Origin of the sequence: Secundilactobacillus silagincola (assembly GCF_002583405.1) — a bacterium.
Taxonomy (GTDB): Bacteria; Bacillota; Bacilli; order Lactobacillales; family Lactobacillaceae; genus Secundilactobacillus; species Secundilactobacillus silagincola.
Window position 1 is genome coordinate 1 of sequence record NZ_BCMJ01000066.1, and the last position, 239, is coordinate 239.

At 47.3% G+C, this 239-nt stretch carries 1 protein-coding gene; it reads left to right on the forward strand.

The features are described 5' to 3' along the window. Nucleotides 1–239, forward strand: a 239-nt coding sequence (locus CES82_RS12615) for an MBG domain-containing protein (RefSeq protein WP_180245754.1), incomplete at both ends; no start/stop codon positions are given.

The window sequence follows — 239 nt, forward strand, 5'->3', positions numbered from 1 at the left end:
AACGCTGAACCAAGCTGGGATTGAAGCACTGCAAGGTGCAAATAAGAACTACACAATTACGAGCAGTAATGTGGCAGCCGGTAATCTGACGATTACTCCAGACACAACTGCCACGGTACAGATTAGTAATGGTACCAAGGTTTATGACGGTACCACGAACGTGGATACCGCGCAGTTTAAGGTGACTGGTCCAGAGGGTGTGACCGTTCCAACTTTGACGGCTGACGATTTTGATTTAA